The organism is Pelomonas sp. Root1217 (genome assembly GCF_001425705.1).
Lineage (GTDB): Bacteria > Pseudomonadota > Gammaproteobacteria > Burkholderiales > Burkholderiaceae_C > Pelomonas.
Map to the genome: position 1 here is coordinate 495779 of NZ_LMDC01000012.1, position 17035 is coordinate 512813.

Annotated in this window: 20 protein-coding genes; 6 read left to right on the forward strand and 14 right to left on the reverse strand. The window is 69.2% G+C overall.

The features are described from left to right. Window positions 1–63: 63 nt before the first annotated feature. Window positions 64–1179: an alpha/beta fold hydrolase gene (locus tag ASC95_RS11200; protein WP_057297784.1), complete on the forward strand. Its 1116-nt coding sequence runs from the start codon at window positions 64–66 to the stop codon at window positions 1177–1179. Here ASC95_RS11200 and ASC95_RS11205 read toward each other — a convergent pair. Both ASC95_RS11205 and ASC95_RS11210 read right to left on the reverse strand, forming a co-directional pair. Beyond that, window positions 1167–1721, reverse strand: a complete 555-nt coding sequence (locus ASC95_RS11205; protein WP_082567702.1) for an HPP family protein — start codon at window positions 1719–1721, stop codon at window positions 1167–1169. The genes ASC95_RS11200 and ASC95_RS11205 overlap by 13 nt on opposite strands. 85 nt (window positions 1722–1806) lie before the next feature. After that, a complete protein-coding gene (locus tag ASC95_RS11210) occupies window positions 1807–3171 on the reverse strand; it encodes a cation:proton antiporter (RefSeq protein ID WP_082567703.1) in 1365 nt (454 codons plus the stop codon). 206 nt (window positions 3172–3377) lie between these two features. Between ASC95_RS11210 and ASC95_RS11215 the strand changes: the two genes are divergently transcribed. Genes ASC95_RS11215 through ASC95_RS11225 form a run of 3 tightly spaced genes read left to right on the forward strand, consistent with a single transcriptional unit; the run spans window position 3378 to window position 5652 of the window. After that, window positions 3378–3626, forward strand: a complete 249-nt coding sequence (locus ASC95_RS11215; RefSeq protein ID WP_057297785.1) for a type II toxin-antitoxin system Phd/YefM family antitoxin — start codon at window positions 3378–3380, stop codon at window positions 3624–3626. After that, window positions 3626–4123 carry a PIN domain-containing protein gene (locus tag ASC95_RS11220; protein ID WP_057297786.1) on the forward strand — a complete coding sequence of 166 codons (498 nt, stop codon included), beginning with the start codon at window positions 3626–3628 and terminating at the stop codon, window positions 4121–4123. The genes ASC95_RS11215 and ASC95_RS11220 overlap by 1 nt, the downstream gene beginning before the upstream one ends. Continuing rightward, complete coding sequence (locus ASC95_RS11225; RefSeq protein WP_057297787.1) at window positions 4120–5652, forward strand: tryptophan halogenase family protein; 1533 nt, start codon at window positions 4120–4122, stop codon at window positions 5650–5652. The genes ASC95_RS11220 and ASC95_RS11225 overlap by 4 nt, the downstream gene beginning before the upstream one ends. Here ASC95_RS11225 and ASC95_RS11230 read toward each other — a convergent pair. The 11 genes from ASC95_RS11230 to ASC95_RS11280 all read right to left on the reverse strand — a co-directional run bounded on the left by ASC95_RS11230 (window position 5636) and on the right by ASC95_RS11280 (window position 13889). Beyond that, entirely contained in the window at window positions 5636–6172 is a 537-nt protein-coding gene (locus ASC95_RS11230) for an arsinothricin resistance N-acetyltransferase ArsN1 family B (RefSeq protein ID WP_057297788.1), read from the reverse strand. The genes ASC95_RS11225 and ASC95_RS11230 overlap by 17 nt on opposite strands. Then, window positions 6169–7353, reverse strand: a complete 1185-nt coding sequence (locus ASC95_RS11235) for an MFS transporter (RefSeq protein ID WP_057298344.1) — start codon at window positions 7351–7353, stop codon at window positions 6169–6171. Before ASC95_RS11235 ends, ASC95_RS11230 begins: the two co-directional genes overlap by 4 nt. A gap of 2 nt (window positions 7354–7355) precedes the next feature. Then, window positions 7356–9191 (reverse strand): arsenic resistance N-acetyltransferase ArsN2, encoded by a 1836-nt coding sequence (gene arsN2, locus ASC95_RS11240; protein ID WP_235537893.1) that lies wholly within the window; start codon window positions 9189–9191, stop codon window positions 7356–7358. Next, a complete protein-coding gene (locus ASC95_RS11245) occupies window positions 9188–9688 on the reverse strand; it encodes a MarR family winged helix-turn-helix transcriptional regulator (RefSeq protein ID WP_057297789.1) in 501 nt (166 codons plus the stop codon). Before ASC95_RS11245 ends, arsN2 begins: the two co-directional genes overlap by 4 nt. 108 nt (window positions 9689–9796) lie before the next feature. Beyond that, on the reverse strand, window positions 9797–10528 hold the full coding sequence (gene arsH, locus ASC95_RS11250; protein ID WP_057297790.1) for an arsenical resistance protein ArsH: 732 nt from the start codon (window positions 10526–10528) through the stop codon (window positions 9797–9799). Next, entirely contained in the window at window positions 10521–11210 is a 690-nt protein-coding gene (locus tag ASC95_RS11255; protein ID WP_057297791.1) for an MIP/aquaporin family protein, read from the reverse strand. Before ASC95_RS11255 ends, arsH begins: the two co-directional genes overlap by 8 nt. After that, window positions 11207–11713, reverse strand: a complete 507-nt coding sequence (locus ASC95_RS11260; protein WP_057297792.1) for an arsenate reductase ArsC — start codon at window positions 11711–11713, stop codon at window positions 11207–11209. Before ASC95_RS11260 ends, ASC95_RS11255 begins: the two co-directional genes overlap by 4 nt. A 10-nt stretch (window positions 11714–11723) precedes the next feature. Beyond that, window positions 11724–12218, reverse strand: coding sequence for an arsenate reductase ArsC (locus tag ASC95_RS11265; RefSeq protein WP_057297793.1), 495 nt, complete (start codon window positions 12216–12218; stop codon window positions 11724–11726). A 12-nt stretch (window positions 12219–12230) separates the two neighbouring features. Beyond that, window positions 12231–12557, reverse strand: a complete 327-nt coding sequence (locus ASC95_RS11270) for a helix-turn-helix transcriptional regulator (RefSeq protein WP_057297794.1) — start codon at window positions 12555–12557, stop codon at window positions 12231–12233. A 58-nt stretch (window positions 12558–12615) separates the two neighbouring features. Beyond that, the gene (locus ASC95_RS11275; protein ID WP_082567705.1) at window positions 12616–13587 is read right to left on the reverse strand and encodes a PHB depolymerase family esterase; all 972 of its coding nucleotides are present in this window, start codon (window positions 13585–13587) and stop codon (window positions 12616–12618) included. Further along, entirely contained in the window at window positions 13584–13889 is a 306-nt protein-coding gene (locus ASC95_RS11280) for a DUF2789 family protein (RefSeq protein WP_082567706.1), read from the reverse strand. The genes ASC95_RS11275 and ASC95_RS11280 overlap by 4 nt, the downstream gene beginning before the upstream one ends. 201 nt (window positions 13890–14090) lie before the next feature. On the opposite strand from ASC95_RS11280, the gene ASC95_RS11285 reads away from it, so the two are divergent. Then, complete coding sequence (locus ASC95_RS11285; protein ID WP_082567707.1) at window positions 14091–15242, forward strand: mechanosensitive ion channel family protein; 1152 nt, start codon at window positions 14091–14093, stop codon at window positions 15240–15242. 144 nt (window positions 15243–15386) lie between these two features. Continuing rightward, window positions 15387–16619, forward strand: coding sequence for a potassium/proton antiporter (locus ASC95_RS11290; protein ID WP_162250758.1), 1233 nt, complete (start codon window positions 15387–15389; stop codon window positions 16617–16619). Here the strand turns inward: ASC95_RS11290 and ASC95_RS11295 are convergent. Beyond that, the gene (locus tag ASC95_RS11295) at window positions 16616–17005 is read right to left on the reverse strand and encodes an SgcJ/EcaC family oxidoreductase (protein WP_057297796.1); all 390 of its coding nucleotides are present in this window, start codon (window positions 17003–17005) and stop codon (window positions 16616–16618) included. The genes ASC95_RS11290 and ASC95_RS11295 overlap by 4 nt on opposite strands. Window positions 17006–17035 lie beyond the last annotated feature (30 nt).

The window sequence follows — 17035 nt, forward strand, 5'->3', positions numbered from 1 at the left end:
TCAGCCCTGGCAGGTTTGCCCTGGATGCTATGGTGCGCGCCGCCCGTTCGACGCCCACCCGCCATGATCGAGAAACTCCTGCCCGCCGTGCTGCTGTTTTTCACCGGCCTGGCCGCTGCCGCGGACGCCCCGGTCGCGCCGCCTGCGGCCGAGCCGGCCTACGCCACGGTGCGCCCCATGATCGCCGACCAGCAGCGCCTGCTGGCGCCGAACGCCATCGAGACCAGCGAGGCCGTGGACCTGGGCGGGCTCAAGCAATGGATCACCATCCGCGGTGCCGACAAGGCCAACCCCGTGCTGATCTACGTGCATGGCGGCCCGGGTGCGGCCGAGATGGGCCGCAGCTGGCCGTACCAGCGGGGCTGGGAGGACTTCTTCACCGTCGTGCAATGGGACCAGCGCGGCACGGCCAAGACGCTGCGCCATGCCGGCGAGGCGGCCAACACGGCCGAGCTGACGCGCGAGCGCATGGCCAAGGACCTGGTCGAGTTGATCGCGCTGGTGCGCCAGCGCCTGAAGGTCGAGCGCGTCATCCTGGTGGGCCATTCCTGGGGCAACGTCATCGGCCTGGATGCGGCCATGGCAAAGCCGGAGTGGATCGCAGCCTACGTCGGGGTCGGGCCGCTGATGAACCTGCAGGCCAACGAAAAGGCGCAGTACGAAGCGCTGCTGGCCGAGGCGCGCCGGCGCAAGGACGCGGCCGCGCTGGCCGAGCTTGAGGCGATCGCTCCCTACCCGGGCGAGGGCGAGATTCCCTTCGCCAAGGTCAATGTCGCGCGCAAATGGGTGCAGGCCTATGGCGGCCTGGCGGCCTACCGCGACAACGCCAACTTCTACTTCCGCGCCGCACGCCTGTCGCCCTACTATGAGTTCGAGGACCGCCTGGCCATCGACCAGGGCGGCCAGCTGTCGGTGCCCGCGTTGCTGCCCGACATGCGGCGTGCCGACCACACGCGCATCCGCGAGACGCGCTTCCCGGTCTTCATGTTCCTGGGCCGCCATGACCTGACGACGCCGGCCTCGGTCATCGAGCCCTGGCTGGCGCAGCTGAAGGCGCCGGCCAAGCGGCTGGTCTGGTTCGAGCATTCGGCCCACCTGGCGCCGCATGAGGAGCCGGGGCGCTTCCTCGTCGCCCTGGTCGAGCATGTGCGGCCGCTGGCGCTTCCTCAGCGCCAGTAGACCGGGTAGGTGCGCCGCGTGGCGCGGTGGTAGAGCAGCGCGACAGCCACCACCGTCAACGCGCCGAACAGCGTCGGGAACAGCAGGAAGCTCCACTTGGGCGCCGCCAGGAAAACGATGACGGGGTTGGAGCCCGCGGGCGGATGCAGGGTGCGCGTCAACATCATCACCGCCACCGAGGCCGCGGTGGCCGTGGCGAGCGACCACCAGCTCGGCCCGCACAGCGCCAGCGCCGCCAGGCCCACGCCCGTGCAGATGACATGGCCGCCGACGACGCTGCGCGGTTGCGAGAAGTGCAGCTCCGGGAAGGTGAACACCATCACCGCGGTGGAGCCGAAGGAGCCCAGCAGCAGCATCACGCCCAGGTTGTAGGAGCTGAGGGCCAGCACGCCGATGATGGCGAAGACGCCGGCGCAGGCGATGACGCCGCGGCCCAGCGTGTACCGCGGGGCGCCCGCAGGCACAGGCTCGGTGCGCGTGGCACCAGGCGCCGCCCTCTCCTGGGGAGGGCGCGCGACGGCGCTGGGGGCAAGTTCGCTCATGGCGTCCTGTGATGTGGAGATGCGGGCGGGCGCAGCGTGCGCCCGCCGGAAGGCAAGCAGGTTCCGCGCCGGCCTGGGCCGGGTGTCAGGCGGGATGGCTGGCGGCGCTGCCCGGCAGAGCGCCCAGCTCGCCGGAGGCGCGTGCCTGGCGGCCGTAGACGAGCTCGAACAGCGGCGTGGCCATCATGGTGGTCACCACCGCCATCAACACCAGCATCGAGAACAGGGCCGGGCCGATGATGCCTTTCTGCAGGCCGATGTTGATGATGATGAGCTCCATCAGCCCGCGAGAGTTCATCAGCGCGCCGATGCCAAGCGCGGTGCGGTTGTCCTCGCCGGCCATGCGCGCGGCCAAATAGCAGGCGCCGAACTTGGCCAGCACCGAGGCCACCAGCACGCCGGTGGCAATCAGCAGCAGTTCGACCGAATTGATCATGTCCAGCCGCGTGTTCAGGCCCGAGTAGGTGAAGAACATCGGCAGCAGCAGGATGACCGTGAGCGGCTCGATCTTCTTCTTCAGCTCGGCGGCGAACAGCCCGCGCGGCATGACGGCGCCCAGGATGAAGCCGCCGAAGATGGCGTGGATGCCGACGGCGTCCATGATGAAGGCCGAGGTGCAGAAGGCGATCAGCGTGAGGCTGAGCACCGTGTGGCTCATGTGGCCTTCGCGCTCCACCATGCGGCCCAGCGGCGCCAGCAGCTTCCTGCCGAACAGCATGACGAAGGCCGCCCACAGCACGCCGCCGCCGATGGCCAGCACGGCCACCCCCGGCCCGGCGCCGAAGGCCGCCAGCACCAGCGCCAGCACGCACCAGGAGGCAGCGTCGTCGAAGGCGCCAGCTGTCAGCGTGAGGGTGCCCAGCGAGGTGTTCGCCAGCCCCTGCTCGTTGATGATGCGGGCCAGCATCGGGAAGGCGGTCAGCGCGATGCAGGCGCCCATGAACAGCGTCGCGTTGGTCGCCGAGATGCCCTCGGCGAACAGGCCCGGAACAGTCAGCAGCAGCGGCGTGATCAGGAAGGCGATGAAGAAGGGCGCCGCGATGCCGGAGATCGACACACCGATGGCGCTCTTGGCCTTGGTGGCGAAGTGGTCCAGCCGCAGCGTCGTGCCGACCAGGAACATGTACAGGCCCACCCCCAGCTGCGCGCCGGTGTAGAGCACGCTGCGCATCTCCTTGGGAAAGAGGGTGGCCTGCAGTTCGGGCCAGAACAGGCCCAGCAGCGACGGGCCGAGGATGACGCCCGCGATCATTTCCCCCACCACCTGGGGCTGGCCGAGGAACTTGCGGCCGGCCCAGCCGACGACGCGGCAGGCCAGCATGATCAGCCCGAGCTGCAGGAAGAAATGGACGCTGAAGTCGCCCGGCGTGTAGGTTTGCGCCACCGCGGGAGCGGCGGCGCCATGCTTGGCGAACACGTCGCCCAGCATGGCGAGAAGGTCGAATTCCATGGCTGTCCTCTGGATTTTCTTGTCGTTGCCACGAACCGCCGTGCGGTTTTGTACAACGTTGTCTGCGTCTTTTGGTGAAAGCGCTCTCACCACGCAGAACACTTTGCCAGTCAGGTTTCTGGTGTCCATCAGGTCGCGCCGATCCGGGCCTATGTACCTACATCCCAATTGTGCGATTGCAGGTAGGTAGGTACATTCCCAACGTTATGAAACTGCTCACCAGCCGCGATTTCAACCGCGACGTCAGCCTCGCCAAGCGGGCGGCGCAGGTCGAGCCGGTCGTCATCACCGACCGCGGCCAGCCCACCCATGTGCTGATGAGCATCGGCGAGTACCGCCGCCTGACCGGCGAGGGCGAGAGCATCCTGGAGCTGCTGGCCATGCCCGAGGGCGTGGCGATCGACGCGGCGGATGCTGCGGCGGACGGCGCCTGGGATCACCGCGAGGGCCTCTGATGTTCTTGTTGGATACCAGCATCGTGCTGGAACTGCGCAAGGCCAAGGCCGGCCAGTCCGACGCCGGGCTGATGGCCTGGGCCGCAGGCATTCCACGGCAAAAGCTGTTCATCTCGGCACTCAACCTGCTCGAGATCGAGACCGCCGCCGCCCGCCTGGGCCGCAAGGACCGCGCCGCGGGTCTGGTGGTGCGCGACTGGATCGACAACCGCGTCATGCCCGCCTTCGAGGGCCGCGTCTTGCCGGTGGACGCCGCCGTGGTGCGCCGCCGCGCCCAGCTGCCCTATGCCAACACCCGTGACGGCCTGCTGGCCGCGACGGCGCTGGAGCACGGCCTGACCTTCGTGACACACCGCGTCTCGGCCTTTCGCGCCGGCCGCGTCAAGCTGCTCAACCCGTCCGGCTACGTGGCCCCGCCCAGCGAGGACGACGAGGACTGGAGCCACGGCGCCCAGACCGGCCACCAGTGGCTGAAAAACCTCTATACCCGCGCATGACAAGCAAGCGACGCATCCTCATCGTCGGCGGCGGCACCGCCGGCTGGCTGACGGCCGCCTACCTGGCCAAGGCCCTGAAGCTGGCCGAACGCAGCCACCTGGAGGTGACGGTGCTGGAGTCGCCCGACATCAGCAGCGTCGGCGTCGGCGAGGGCACCTTCCCCACCATCCGCAACACGCTGCAGTTCCTCGGCATCGACGAGGCGCGCTTCATCCGCGAGACCTCGGCCACGCTCAAGCAGGGCATCCGCTTCGTCGACTGGGCGCGCCCACCCGCCGCGGGCCAGCACCAGCAGTTCTTCCATCCCTTCGAGGCGCCCTTCTACACGGAGGACCTCAACCTGGTGCCCTACTGGCTGCTGCAGCCCGAGGCCGGGCGCCCACCCTTTGCCGAGGCCATGACCCTGCAGGTGCGCGTGGCCGAGGCCCACCGCGCGCCCAAGCGCGCCGGCGAGGCTGCTTACGCTGCGCCGCTGAACTACGCCTATCACTTCGACGCCATCAAGCTCGCCAAGCTGCTGGCCGAGCGCGCCCGCGAGCTCGGCGTGCGCCACGTGCAGGGCACGGTGACGGACGTCTCGCTCGACGCCACCGGCTGCATCGCCCACCTCGATACCGTCCAGCAGGAGCGCTTCGAGGCGGAGCTCTACATCGACTGCACAGGTTTTCGCGCCGAGCTGATCGGCCGGGCAATGGGTTCGCCCTTCAAGTCCGTGCGTCACCAGCTCTTCGTCGACCGCGCCCTGGCCTGCAAGGTGCCGCTGGATGCCCACGCGACGATGGAGAGCAGCACCATCGCCACCGCCCACGAGGCCGGCTGGCTGTGGGAGATCGGCCTGAACGGCGCGCGGGGCATCGGCTGCGTCTACTCCAGCGACCACCTCAGCGACGACCGCGCCGCCGACATCCTGCGCGCCTACTGCGGTGCAGGCCACGAGGACCTGGGCATGCGCAGCATTCCCTTCACGCCCGGCTACCGCGAGCAGCAGTGGGTGAAGAACTGCGTCGCCGTGGGTCTGTCGGCCGGCTTCCTGGAGCCGCTGGAGGCGACCGGCCTCGTGCTCATCGAGGCGGCCGTCGGCATGATTGCCGAGATGCTGCCGCACAGCGGCCCCATCCACGCGCCGGCGCGGCGCTTCAACGAGCTGATGACGGCCCGCTTCGAGAACATCATCAACTTCCTGAAGCTGCACTACTGCCTCAGCCAGCGCCAGGAACCCTTCTGGCGCGACAACGCCGCGCCCGCCTCCATCCCCGACCGCCTGGCCGGCCTGCTGGAGGAATGGCGGCTGCGCCCGCCCGGCCGCTTCGACTTCCTGCTCGACACCGAGACCTTCGCCTTCTTCAACTACCAGTACATCCTCTACGGCATGGGCTTCGCCACCGACCTCAGCGCCGGCCGCAGCGACTTCCCGCAGGTCGAGGAAGCCGGCAAGCTGTTCGCCAAGATCCAGCGCTTCGCCGACCGCGCCATCGCCGACCTGCCCAGCCACCGGGCGCTGATCCAGCAGATCAACGCGGGGCGGTGAAGGCCTGCGGCGTGGCCGGGACGCCCAGCGGCTGCAGGCTCTTCTGCCACCAGCCGACGTCGCGCCACTCACCGTTCTTGAAGCCGACGTTGCGGTAGACGCCGATCGCCTCGAAGCCCACGGCTTCGTGCAGCCCCACGCTGCCCGCATTCGGCAGGGCGATGCCCGCGAAGGCCTGGAAGTAGCCCAGCTCTGCCAGCACCGGCAGCAGCCGCCCGTACAGCGCCCGGCCGACGCCCTGGCCGTGCATGTCGTCACGCACATAGACCGTCGTGTCCACCGACCATTGGTAGGCCGCGCGCTCGCGGTGCTTGCTGGCGTAGGCATAGCCGCAGACGGTGCCGGCCGCGTCCTCGGCCACCAGCCAGGGCAGGCTGGCCAGCGTCTTCCCGATGCGGGCGCGCATCTCGACCGCGCCGGGGGGCTCGGTCTCGAAGGAGATCGCCGTGTGCTGCACGACGGGGTCGTAGATGGCCGCGACGGCAGCGGCGTCTGGCGGTGTGGCGGTACGGATCTTCAAGACGGGACCTCCGTGGATGTGGGCGTGGAGCGGGCAGGCACCTGGATCAGCAGCAGGGCCGCCAGCGCACTCAGGCCCAGCGCCGCCGAGAACCACAGCACGCGCGTGCCGAACTCGGCCAGCAGCAGGCCGAACAGCCAGGGCGACAGCGCCTGGGCCAGGCGCGCCGGCAGCACGAGCAGGCCCTGCCGCTGCCCATAGCCCTGGGCGCCGAACAGCGCCAGCGGCAGCGTGCCCTTGGCAATGGTCAGGATGCCGTTGCCCGCGCCATGCAGCAGCGCGAAGGCGGCGACCGCCGGTGCGCCCAGCACGGCCAGCAGCGCCGCGCCCAGCGGGTGCATCAGGGCCGCGGCCCGGGCCGAGTGCAGCGGATGCAGGCGGCGCAGCAGGCCGAACTCCAGCAGCCGCCCCGCCACCTGCGCCGGCCCGACCAGGGCGCTGACCAGGATGACGGCGGTGGGCGCCGCACCAACCGCGCCGAGCAGCCGCGGCAGGTGGGCCGCCATGGCCGTGCTGATGAACCAGCTCACCGCGAACACCCAGGCCAGCAGCACGGCCGTCGACGTCGGCGGCTTGCTGCCGGTGCCGGCCGCCGGACCGGCAGCGGCTGTCGTCGCGATCGAAGCCCGCGGCAGCCAGGCATTGAGCGGCAGGCCGATGAGGAGATGCAGCGCCGCCCACGCCCAGCAGGCGCCGCGCCAGCCATAGGCGTGCTCCAGCGCGGCCGTCAGGGGCCAGCCCACCGTGCTGGCAAAACCGGCGATAAGCGTGATGCCGGTGATGGCGCCGCGTGCTTCGTGCCCGTACAGCCGCACCAGCGACGCGAACGCCGCTTCATACAGCCCGCTGCCCATCGCGACGCCCATCACCAGCCAGGCGGCCAGCAGGCCGATCGGCCCGCTGGCCATCGCCATCGCCGCCAGGCCCAGCGCGAACAGGCCGCTCGTCGCCATCAACACCGGCCGGCCGCCCCAGCGGTCGATGCGCCGGCCGCTGTGCGGGCCGACCAGGGCCGAGACCACCAGCGCAGCCGAGAAGGCCGCAAAGACCGTCGGCTCGGCCACACCCAGTTCGGCTGCCATCGGCCGTGCCAGCATGGCCGGCAGGTAGTAGGACGAAGCCCACGCCAGCGTCTGGGCGGTGCCCAGCGTGGCGACGACGCGCGTGCGGCTGGCGGCCATCGTCAGCCGCAGCAGCGGGCGGGCCGCGGTTCGGCCGCTGCGGCGGGCTTCGGTGCGCAGCCTCGCTTCGGCGCGGCGACGGCCGCGGCCTCCGGCGCCGGGCCACAGCAGCCGTCGGCGCCATCGGTCACCGGGCCGGCCGAGCAAACGCCCGTCTCCGGCAGCGCCAGCTCGACGCGGTCCGCCGCGGCCAGGTCGCCTGCGATGGCGGCCACCACCGAGCGTGCCTGCTCGAAGCCGGTCGCCATCAGGAAGGTCGGTGCGCGGCCATAGCTCTTCACACCCACGGTGTAGAAGCCCGGCTCCGGATGGGCCAGTTCACGGTGGCCGTGCGGGCGTACCGTGCCGCAGCTGTGCAGATTGGGGTCTATCAGCGGGCCCAGCGCCTCGGTGGATTCCAGCCAGGGGTCGAGCTTGACGCGCAGCTCGCTGCTCAGCGACAGGTCGGGCCGCTGGCCGGTGGCGCAAACGATCTCGTCGATGCCCTGCACAACGATGGGCTGCTGCTTCGCATCCCACCCGTGAACGCTCAGTTGCGTGCCCAGACGTTCGATTCGCGTGATGCGCAGGCCACTGAAGAACTCCAGCGTGCCGCCATCGCGCAGCCGGCGCAACGACGCACCCAGCGCACCGCGGGCGGGCAGGGCGTCCGCGTCGCCGCCACCGAAGACGCGCTGCAGGGATGGCGCGCGCACAGACCAGGCCAGGCGCGTGGCGGGCGACTGTCGGGCCAGTTCGGCCAACGCCAGCAGCGCATTCGCGGCCGAGTGGCCGGCGCCGACGACGAGGGTGCGCCTGCCTTCATAGCGCGCCCGCAGCGCGCCCGTCACGTCCGGAATGCCGTAGAAGATCTGCGCCCGGGCCTCGGCCTCGCCGATGGCTTGCAGGCCGTTGGCGCCGACCGGGTTGGGCTGGTTCCAGGTGCCCGTCGCGTCGATGACGGCGCGGGCGCGCAGCTCCTGCACCTGGCCGTGCTGCTCGTAGCGCACGAGGAAGGCGGCCTGGTCACGGCCGGCGCTCTTGACCTTGTCGAAACCCTCGCGGCTGACGGCCACGACGCGCGCGCCAAGCTTCAGTGAGGAGGCCACCTGTGGCAGCGCGGCAAAGGGCTGGAGCACGCGCTCGACGACCTCGCCGGCGCGAGGCAGCTCGGCAGCCGGCGGCGCCGTCCAGCCGGTGGGCGCCAACAGGCGGGCCATCGCGGGGTCGACGTCGAACTGCCACGGCGAGAACAGCTGCACATGGCCGTAGTCGACGAGATTGGCGCCCACCGTCACGCCGGCCTCCAGTGCGACGAATGGCAGGCCGCGCTCGATCAGTTGCGCCACCGCCGCCAGCCCGACCGGCCCGGCGCCGAGCACGACGACCGGCAGCGCGCCGTCGGCGACGGGCGACTCGCGCAGCGTCAGACTCATCAATGCCGCGCAGGCCGGGCAGGCACCCTGGAATTCGGCCGAGGCCTTCAGCGCGGGCGGCACGTCCTCGATCTTCATGCGCTTGAAGCCGTATTGCGCGAAGTACTCCGGCGCCGTGACGGTCAGCAGATAGAGGGCTGCGATGTCGCGCGAGCGGGCTTCCTGCAGCAGGCGCTCGACAAGCAGCCGGCCGATGCCCTGCTTTTGCAGGCCCGGTGCGACGGCCACCGAGCGCAGCAGCGCCACATGGCCATAGACCTCAGCGCCGGCGCAGCCGACGACCTCGCCGTTGCTGATGGCCAGCAGGTAGGTGGACAGGTGCGCCTGCGCGCCCTCGGTAGGCAGCTTGTTCGCCAGCAGCAGGGCTTCGACGGCGGGCCAGTCGGCGGCGCCGGCCTGGCGCAGGGAGGGGGTGTCGTTCAACAGCATGGTTTGGAATCCTGGGTGGGCTCCCTCAGGGCAGGCGGCGATGAAGGCGGCAGGCAGCAGGTCGCGGCCGGGTCTTCGCGCAAAGCCTTCAGGAGCGTCAGCAAAGAGGTCTCGACGGCGGCGCGCTCGCGCTCGCTCAAGGTCGCCAGCAGCTGCTGGGCATGGTCGTCGAGGGTCTGGTTCAGCTCACGGACGGTGCGCTCGCCGTCGGCGGTGAGCGTGACGAGCCAGCTCCTTGCGTCGAGAGGGTTCGGCTCCTTGCTCACCAATCCACGGGCTGCCATGGCCTCCACGGCACGCGACACCCAGCTCTTCTCCAGGCTGACCCGCGTGCCGAGTTCCGACAGCGGTAGCGGCCCGGAGCGCCCGAGCTCGGTCAGCAGATGGCATTGCGTGCTGGTGGTGCGGCAGCAGTCGGCCACGACGCGCTGGGCGCGGGTGTACAGGCGCGCCACTTCGCGCAACAGGCTGCCGGGGGCGGATTCGGTCATTTGGGTGTGTGTAGCAACTATCTGGACGCATGTTGAGGTTCCTTGTGTTGGTTGTCAATAGCAACTATCTGAGCCAGGGAAACGGGGCCTCGGCCCCGTCGGGTGTTGTCAGAGGGCGCGCTGGTTCACGCGCTTGGATAGTTCATCAGCGCTTTCCTTGCGCTCGCTGTAGCGGTCGACCAGGTAGGGACCGAGGTCGCGGGTCAGCAGCGTGAACTTGAAGAGCTCTTCCATCACGTCCACGACACGGTCGTAAAAGGCCGACGGCCTCATGCGGCCGTCCTCGGTGAATTCGGCGAAGGCCTTGGCCACCGATGACTGGTTGGGGACGGTCAGCATCCGCATCCAGCGACCCAGGACGCGCATCTGGTTGACTGCATTGAAGGACTGCGAGCCGCCGCACGCCTGCATGACCGCCAGCGTCTTGCCTTGAGTCGGCCGCACGGCACCAGACGACAGCGGAATCCAGTCGATCTGCGCCTTCATGACGCCCGTCATCGCGCCATGTCGCTCCGGCGAACACCAGACCATGCCCTCTGACCAGGCCGCCAGCTCGCGCAGCTCCTGCACCTTGGGGTGGCTTTCCGGCGCGTCGTCGGGCAGCGGCAAGCCGCTGGGGTCGAAGATGCGCACCTCGGCACCCATGGCCTCCAGCAGGCGGGCGGCCTCGAAAGTCAGCAGCCGACTGTAGGAGCGCTCGCGCAGTGAGCCGTAGAGCATCAGCAAGCGCGGCCGGTGTTGTGACGGCGTCAGCACGGTCAGCCGCTCTTGCGTCGGTACGTCGAAGAGATCGGTCCTCAGCGCCGCAAACGTGGCCTCGGGGAAAAGCTGCTCAGACATGGCGAGCCCCGCCAGAAGGAGCCGGCGCAGGCGAGGCGGTCCGCGTCGACAACAGTTGGTGAACACCGACCGCAACGGCGGCGCCGACCAGTTCGGCCAGCACAAAGCCGGGCGCGCTCGCCGGCGCGATGCCCGCGAAGCTGTCGCTGAACATGCGACCGAACACGGCGGCCGGGTTGGCGAAAGACGTCGACGCGGTGAACCAGTAGGCGGCGCCGATGTAGGCAGCCACCATGGCCGCGACGCGCGAGCCCGGTGCCCGCAGGATGACCAGCACCAAGCCGAAGGTCGCAACGCCTTCGGCAATCCACTGACTCGTCCCGCTACGCAGCTTGGTCGAGAACTGCAGGACGCTCATGTCGAACATCGCATGGGCCAGCCAAGCGCCCAGCATGGCCCCAAGGAGCTGCGCCGCGACGTAGGGCAGCAGGGCCGCCTTCGCCAGCTCGCCGCGCCAGGCCATGACCGCGCTGACGGCCGGGTTGAAGTGCGCGCCGCTGATCGGACCGAAAACCTCGATCAGCACGTACAGGCCGCCGACCGTGGCCAGCGTGTTGGCCAGCAGCGCGACGGCGACGTTGCCGCCGGACAGGCGCTCGGCCATGACGCCGGAGCCGATGACCACGGCCAGCAGCAGCGCGGTGCCCAGCGCTTCGGCGAGGAGTCGGCGAGGCAGGCTCATGCCTTCGAGATCCCGACGAGGGCTTGCTGAAGGTCGGCCTTGCTCATCGTGGCCAGTGGCAGGGCCAGCAGCTGCAGCATGCGGTAACCGATGGCCTGTCGCGTCAGCTCGAAGGCGCGGCGCTTGCCTTCGTCACCGCCCTCCGCGTTGGACGGGTCCGGGTAGCCCCAGTGCACCTTGACCGGTTGACCACCGGTGCCGCCGAAGAAGACCGGGCACTGCTCGGCCGCGGCGCTGTCGCAGACGGTGATGACGATGGACAGCGGTGGCGCGCCATCCTGGCTGAATTCGTCCCAGCTCTTGCTGCGGTAACCCGTGGTGTCGACGCCGGCGTTCTGCAGCGCCTCGAGGGCGAAAGGATTGATGCGGCCACTCGGCGCGCTGCCGGCGCTGTGCGCCTGCACGTCGCGGCCGAGTTCTTTCGCCCAGTGGTTGAGCATGCCCTCGCTGAGGACACTGCGGGCGGAGTTGTGGGTGCACAGGATGAGGACGTGGGTGGTCATGAGGAAACGTTCAGCGGGTGCCGATCTGCTTGATTTCGTGTTGAATGGCCAAGGGTCCGAGCTTGGAGATGGGTAAAGCCATCAGAAGCTCGATGCGGCGCTTCAGCGTGACGGCGACTTCCCTGAAAGCCTGAAGCTTGGTGGCTTCGCTGCCTTGCACCGCGGCCGGATCGGGCACGCCCCAATGGGCCGTCATCGGCTGGCCGGGCCAGATTGGGCAAACCTCGCCAGCGGCCGAGTCACAGACCGTGAAGACGAAGTCCATGACGGGCGCGCCCGAGGCGGCAAACTCCCCCCAGCTCTTGCTGCGGAACCCGTCCGTCGGCACCTGCAGGGAGTCCAGCGTCTGCAGCGCCAGTGGGTTGACCGCGCCGTTGGGGTGGCTGCCGGCCGAATAGGCCTTGAAGCGCCCGCCAGCGAGGCTGTCCATCAGACCCTCGGCCAGGATTGATCGCGCCGAATTGCCGGTGCAAATGAAAAGGACGTTGAAGGTTTTGTCCGGCATCGCAGGTCCAGTTCAGCAGTTGCAGGCAGTTGCGGGGCTGTCCACGACGCAGTCGGCGCCCTGGCAGCAGTTCTCGGTCAGATAGCCCTGCAGCGCATTCATCTGCCCATAGGCGGCGCGATAGATCAGGTTGCGGCTGGCGCGCTCCTGGGTCACCAGGCCAGCGTTGACCAGTTCCTTCAAGTGGAAGGACAGCGTGGCCGGCGCCACGCCCAGGCCTTCCTGGATGGCGCCGGGCGTCAGCCCTGCATCGCCGACAACGACCAGGGCACGGAATACCTGCAGGCGCAGCGGCTGGGCGAGCGCGGCAAGTGCTTTGACAACGGCTTGTTCATCCATGATTCCATTATTATCGAATCATCGATTTAAATGCAAGCGCTTCGGCAATGCCGCCGCTTCAGCGAAGGGATTGGATCTTGGGCTGCTGCGCCTCGAACTGCCGGGCCACGAAACGCCAGACCATGCGCGATGCATCCGGCCCGTTGGCATCGCTGAAGCGCTGGCGCGCCGCGCCGCCGCTCCAGGCATGGCCCAGGCGGTCGACCTCCACCAGCGTCGCCACCACCTCGCGTGAGCGCTTGAACTGCGTCACCCGCATCGGGTAGCGCTTGCCGCGGCGCTGTTCCTGCGCCGGCTCCTGGCGCGCGCCGGCCGCCTGCGACCACATCAGCGCCGCAGAGCCGGCGTTGCTGGCCGACACGACGCGGTCCGCGTCGCCATGGATGACCATCAACGGCGGCCAGTCCTGGGCCCGGCCGGGTGGCAGGGGCTGGCGCCTTCCCTGCATCGCACCGACGGCCGAGGCCGGTGATCTCGCCGTGCCGGGCGGAACGCCCGAGTGCATGACCAGGGCCTTGAAGCGATCCGGGTAGCGCGTGGCCAGCAGCGCCGCCATGCTGGCACCGGCCGACAGCCCGGCCACGGCGGTGCGCTCCCGGTCGGCCGCGTACAGCATGCAGACCTGGTCGACGGCCTTCATGATCCAGGCGGCCTCGGCGAAGGCGCGGCCCGACTGCGTGTCGAACCAGTTCCAGCAACCCTGGGCGTTGCACAGGCGTGGCTGCTCGGGGTAGAGCACGAGGAAGCGCTCGCGCGTGGCGACTGCATTCATGCGCGTGCTGGCTGCAAAGCTCTTGGCGTCCTGATGGCAGCCGTGCAGCATGACGAGCAGCGGCAGCCGCTCGCCAAAGCGCACGCCCGCGGGCCGGAACAGGTAGTAGCGGCGCGGCCCGTCGGCGGCCATCACCAGGCCCATCAACCAGCTGCCTGCGCTGGACGGGGGGCGATGGCGCTCACGCAGCGGTTTTGTGGCCTGCCGAAGCAGCGCGGCGTTGCGATTCAGCAGCGCTGCCCAGGACGGTTGCTTCATTGGCAGTCCGGATGGCCCGGGTTCTGCGCGCAGTCCGCCTGCTCCAGCTCCGACGGGTCCGGGTGCTCGCGCAGCGCGGCGTTCAGCTGGTCGATCTGCCCGCACCAGTCGCCGTCATCCTGATGCCATTGCTCGCGCAAGAAGGCAACCTGGCTGGCATTCCAAAACGGCGCCTCCGATAGATTGAGCGTCTGCGGCAGCGGTCGGTGCAGGCGGATGAACTGCTTGATCTCAGCCGGCGAATTCGGCAAGCCGAGCTGGCTGAACAGTGCGGGCAGGTCATGGTGGGTGGTGGTGTCCATGTGCGTCCTTTTTCCCAGGTCCTGAGGCGGCCTGTGATGACTGGACCTTAGGCGCACGAGGCGGTGCGCAGTGTCAGCCGAGGCCCCGTCACGCAGTGCGGGGCTGTCAGCCGAGGCCCACAGCCCCGGCTGCCGCCCGCTGACAGACTGACGGCGCTGGCGCGCCTACGGTCACGGGATTGAAGACAGCAGGAGGTCGCGATGACCTGGAATGATTTCATTGCGCGCATGCAGGCCGCGTGGCCCGACGTGGGTTGGACCGACGTGTTGCCTGCCGTGCTGGCCGGCGCGCTGACCATCGTCGTCATCAAGGTGGGCCTGCGTTTCGTCGTGCAACGGCTGCGCACGTTGTCGCAGCGCACCAGCAGCACGCTGGATGACGGCCTGGTCAGCGTGCTGGAGCGCACCAACGGCGCGCTGATCTGGGTGGTCGGCCTGCTGGTCGGGCTCAACATGCTGCCGCTGGACGACCGCTGGCATGACCGCGTGTCGCAGCTGTGGTTCGCCGTCGTGGCCCTGCAGCTCGGCCTGTGGGCCCAGCAGGCGGTGGCGCAGGTGCTCGCGGCCCAGCAGATGCGCCATGGTGGCTCCGCCGCGCTGTCGGCCTCGGCCACCCTGCTCAGCTGGGGCCTGCGCGGTGCGCTGTGGGTGGTGGTGGTGCTGGCCGTGCTGTCCAACCTGGGCGTCAATATCACGGCCTTTGTTGCGAGCCTGGGTATCGGCGGCATCGCGTTGGCATTGGCAGTGCAGAACATACTCAGCGACCTGTTCGCCTCGCTGGCCATCGCAGTAGACAAGCCCTTCGAGGTGGGTGACTCCATCACCGTCGGCGACGTGACCGGTACGGTGGAGCGCGTGGGACTGAAGACGACCCGCATCCGCAGCCTGGGCGGCGAGCAGATCGTCATGTCCAACGCCGAACTGCTCAAGCGCACGGTGGCCAACTTCAAGCGCCTGCAGACGCGCCGCGTGGCCTTCACTTTCGGCATCACGTCCGATGCGTCGGCCGATGACGCCGCCGCGGTGCCGCCGCTGGTCAAGGCGCTGATCGACGCCGACCCCAAGCTCGAGCTGGTACGGGCTCACTTCAAGGGCTTTGGCGAGAACTCGCTGAACTTCGAAGTGGTCTACCGCGTCAACGACCCCAGCTACGACGTCTACATGGACCACCAGCAGATGTTGAACCTGGCGCTGATGCGTGAGTTGCAGCAGCGCGGCATCCGGCTGGCGTTCACCAACACCGTCAATGTCGTGGGCTTGCAGGCCCAGGCGGAGCCGGTGCAAGAGCGCGGTGCGCCCGCTCGCAAGGGTGCCTCACCCGACGCGCCTGACATCGTGCCCGCGGCAGGCTGAAATGATGCCCCTCGTCCAAGGCTTACCTTGGCCGGTCCCCCAAGGGGACGGCGATGCTTGCCGGATCGACCTGCAAGCACATCGCCAAAGCGGGCCGGCTAGGGAGCGGCCCGGCGCTCGGCCCGCAAGCTTCGGATTGCTGACGTGATCCATAGCGCCGCTGCTGGCCCCGAGTTGCTGACGGCGGCCATTGCAGCCCTCGTCATCGTCGCCATCGCCGGCGCCCTCTACACCCACCGCCTCGGCCTGTCGCATCTGCTCATCTTCATGGCGGTCGGCATGCTGACCGGCGTGGACGGGCCGCTGGGCCTGCCCTTTGACAACCACCGGCTGGCCGTCAACGTCGGCAATCTGGCCCTGGCGCTGATCCTGTTCGATGGTGGCCTGCGCACGCGCTGGAGCGAGGTGCGCCGCGCCATGCTGCCGGCCAGCCTGCTGGCGACAGTGGGCGTTGCCATCACGGCCGGCATCGTCGCGGGCATCGCCAAGCTCGTGCTGGGCATGCCCTGGACCGAGGGCCTGCTGCTGGGCGCAGCCGTTTCGTCCACCGACGCTTCGGCCGTGTTCGCGCAGTTCAGCGCCAGCAAGTTGAACCTGGAGCCGCGGCTGGCGGCCACCATCGAGGTCGAGTCGGCCCTGAACGACCCCATGGCCATGGTGCTGACCATTGGCCTGATCACCTGGTTGGCACCCTTTGGCCAAGCAGGCGACTCGCAGGTGAACAGCCTGGTCGACCTGCTGCCGCTGCTGGGCGAACAGCTCGGCCTGGGGCTGCTGGCCGGCGGTCTGGGCGGCGTGCTGGCCGCTTGGTGGGTGAGCAAGCTGCCCATCACCGATGACCATGACGGCCTGGCCGCGCTGCTGATGGCGGCCCTGGGTTTTCTGCTCTTCGCCGTCACCAACCGCTGCGGCGGCTCGGGCTTTCTGGCCGTCTATGTCGCCGGCTTGCTGGTGCGCCATCGAGCCGAGCGCGTGGCGACGATGAGCCTGCCCGGGCTGAACGGGTACACCTGGCTGGCCCAGGCAGTGCTGTTCCTGCTGCTGGGCCTGCTGGTCACGCCGCATGAGGTCTTGCGCCTGATCGGCCCGGCCCTGCTGCTGGCGGCAGGCCTGATGCTGGTCGCGCGGCCCGCGGCGGTCTTCCTGTGCCTGGCGCCGCTGGGCTTTGGCTGGCGCTCGCAATGCTTCGTCGCGTGGTCGGGCCTGCGCGGCGCGGTGCCCATCGTGCTGGCCACCTACCCGGTGCTGGCCGGCTTGAAGGATGGGTGGCGTTTCTTCGACGTGGCTTTCGTCGTCGTGCTGCTGTCCCTGCTCATCCAGGGGCCGACGCTGGCGCCGTTGGCGCGCTGGCTGGGTCTGGACCAGAGCGAGCGTTAGGCCACCGGCGCCAGCAGATTGGCGTCACGCGCCAGCTTCCAGCGGCCGTTGTCCTTGCGCAGCAGCGTCAGCGTGTGGCCTTCACGTCGGGTCGGTGGCGAGCCGTCCGGCGGCGTTGCGGTCACGCTCAATCGCGTGCGCATGAAGGCCCAGTCGCCCAAAACCTGAATCTCCAGCATCTCGCTGTGGCCGTCGAACTTGGGCGCCTTGCCGCGTGCCTGGCCCTCGGCGGCCTTGGCGAAATCGCTCTTGGTCATCGGCGGCCGGCCGTGCGTCAGGAAGACGGCATCGTCGGTCATCAAGCCGAGCACGGTGTCGACGTCGCCGTCCCGCGTGGCGGCCATCCAGGTTGCGACGAGATCGCGAATGGCTTGTTCATCGCTCATGTCTGCACCTTAGTGCGCAAGGCGGCGCCT